This is a genomic window from Microbacterium sp. B24, from assembly GCF_000333415.1.
In the GTDB taxonomy this organism is placed as follows: domain Bacteria; phylum Actinomycetota; class Actinomycetes; order Actinomycetales; family Microbacteriaceae; genus Microbacterium.
In genome coordinates this window covers 1-2,183 of record NZ_BADB01000333.1, presented here as the reverse complement: position 1 = coordinate 2,183, position 2,183 = coordinate 1, and the positions used below count along the sequence as shown (strand labels likewise).

Sequence of the window (2,183 nt, the reverse complement as noted above, 5' to 3'; positions counted from 1 at the left end):
CCGCCGCGCTGGCGACGACGTCACAACAAAAGCGAGATGCTTTGTGTCAGAGCGACAACGGCACGAGGCTCAGTCCGCGCGCGCGGACCGTCGCGCTGCGCTTCCGCGCCGTCGCGTCGCCTCCGTGCCGATCGATCCGATGATGAGCGCCGTCTGCAGGATGAGGGCCTCACGCGGGCCGGTCGCATCCCAGCCGATGACATCGGAGACCCGCTTGAGTCGGTAGCGCACGGTGTTGGGATGGACGAACAGCTCGCGGGCGGTCGCCTCGAGGGAGCGGCCATTGTCGAGATAGCTCCACAGGGTCGCGACCAGATCGGCCGAGTGCGCCTGCAGAGGACGGTAGATCCGCTCGACGAGCGTCGCCTTCGCCATGGCGTCGCCGGCGAGGGCACGCTCGGGCAGCAGGTCGTCGGCTTCGACGGGGCGCGGCGCGTGGCGCCAGGCACCGGCGACGGCGAAGCCCGCCAACGCGGCACGGGCGCTGAGCCCGGCATCCACGAGTGCGGGCACCGTCGGCCCCAGCACGAGATGCCCCGGCCCGAAGCCCGGCTCCAGACGGAGGGCGATCTCCGTGAACGGCAGCTCTTCGGCGACGGGCTCACGCCCGGGCAGCACGGCGCGGCCGATCACGAGCACGAGACGAGATCCCTGCACGCCGATGAGGACATCGACACCCAGCTTGCGTGCCACTCGGCGCAGATGATCGACGTCCAGTTGCGGCGGAGTGGTGCCGACGAGAACCGCGACCTCGCCGTGGCCGTGCCAGCCGAGGGCGGCGATGCGGCTGGGCAGCTCCTCGTCTGCTTCGCCGGTGAGGATGGAGTCGACGACCAGCGCTTCCAGGCGCGCATCCCACAGCCCGCGCGCCTCCGCCGCCCGCGCGTACACGTCCGCGGAGGCGAAGGCGACCTCGCGGGAGAACAGCAGGATGCTCTCGCGGAGATCCTCCGCCTTTCCCGCGACGCGTTCCTCCGTGACGGCGACGGTGACGCGGATCAGCTGGAGAGTCTGTGTCAGGCTGACGCTGCGCAGCAGCTCACGGGGAGCAGCGGCGAAGATGTCGGCAGCGATCCACGGCGTCGAGCCGGGATCCTCGTACCACTGGATGAACGACGCGATGCCCGCCTGCGCCACCAGGCCCACCGCCGAGCGACGGGCCGGAGGCATGTCGGCGTACCAGGGCAGCGACTCTTCGAGCCGCTTGATGGTCGCCGTGGCCAGGTCTCCGGAGACCCGGCGGAGCCACGCGAGTGTCTCCGCCTTCTCCTGAGGGGTGGGGCGGGCGGGCATCGAATCGATCAGCTTTCGCCGCCGGCGTTTCCGCTCGTTCCGGCGGTCACATCGTGCAGGCGGTACTTCTCGATCGCCTGTGCCGACAGCGACCGGTCGACGAGCCCTTCGTCGGCCAGCGCCTGCAGGGCACGGACGACGATGGACGGTCCGTCGATCTTGAAGAACCGACGCGCCGCGGCCCGGGTGTCGGAGAAGCCGAAGCCGTCCGCACCGAGGGTGACGTAGCGACGGGGAACCCACTCGCGGATCTGGTCCTGCACCGCGTGCATGTAGTCGCTGACGCCCAGGACGGGGCCCGCGGTGTCGCGAAGCTTCTCGGTGAGGTACGCGGTGCGCGGCTCGGCCAGCGGGTTCAGGAAGTTGTGCTCGTCGGCGGCAAGTCCGTCGCGGCGCAACTCCGTCCAGCTCGTGACCGACCACACATCGGCGGCCACACCCCAGTCCTCGCGCAGCAGCTGCTGGGCCTCGAGCACCCACGGCACACCCACACCGGACGCGAGCAGCTGCACGCGATGTCCGTCACCGGCCCCCTCCGAGATGCGGTGGATGCCGCGGACGATGCCCTCGACGTCGACGCCCTCGGGCTCGGCGGGCTGCACCAGCGGCTCGTTGTAGAGCGTGATGTAGTACATGACGTTCGGATCGGGGTGGTTGCCGCCGTACATCCGCTCCAGGCCGGAGCGGACGATGTGGGCGATCTCGTACCCGTACGCGGGGTCGTAGGACACGGTGGCCGGGTTCGTCGAGGCCAGCAGGTGGGAGTGGCCGTCGGCGTGCTGGAGTCCCTCACCGGTCAGCGTCGTGCGGCCCGCGGTGGCACCCATGATGAAACCACGCGCCATCTGGTCGGCGGCGGCCCACTGCGCGTCGCCGGTGCGCTGGAAGCC

Annotated in this window: 2 protein-coding genes; both read right to left on the bottom strand. The window is 70.5% G+C overall.

The genetic code is table 11. From position 1 onward, the window contains the following. Positions 1-69 precede the first annotated feature (69 nt). On the bottom strand, positions 70-1,293 hold the full coding sequence (locus I5I_RS08600; RefSeq protein ID WP_036318379.1) for a PucR family transcriptional regulator: 1,224 nt from the start codon (positions 1,291-1,293) through the stop codon (positions 70-72). Positions 1,294-1,301: 8 nt separating this feature from the next. Then, positions 1,302-2,183: transketolase-like TK C-terminal-containing protein (locus tag I5I_RS08595; RefSeq protein ID WP_036318378.1), on the bottom strand; the 882-nt coding region annotated here is incomplete at its 5' end.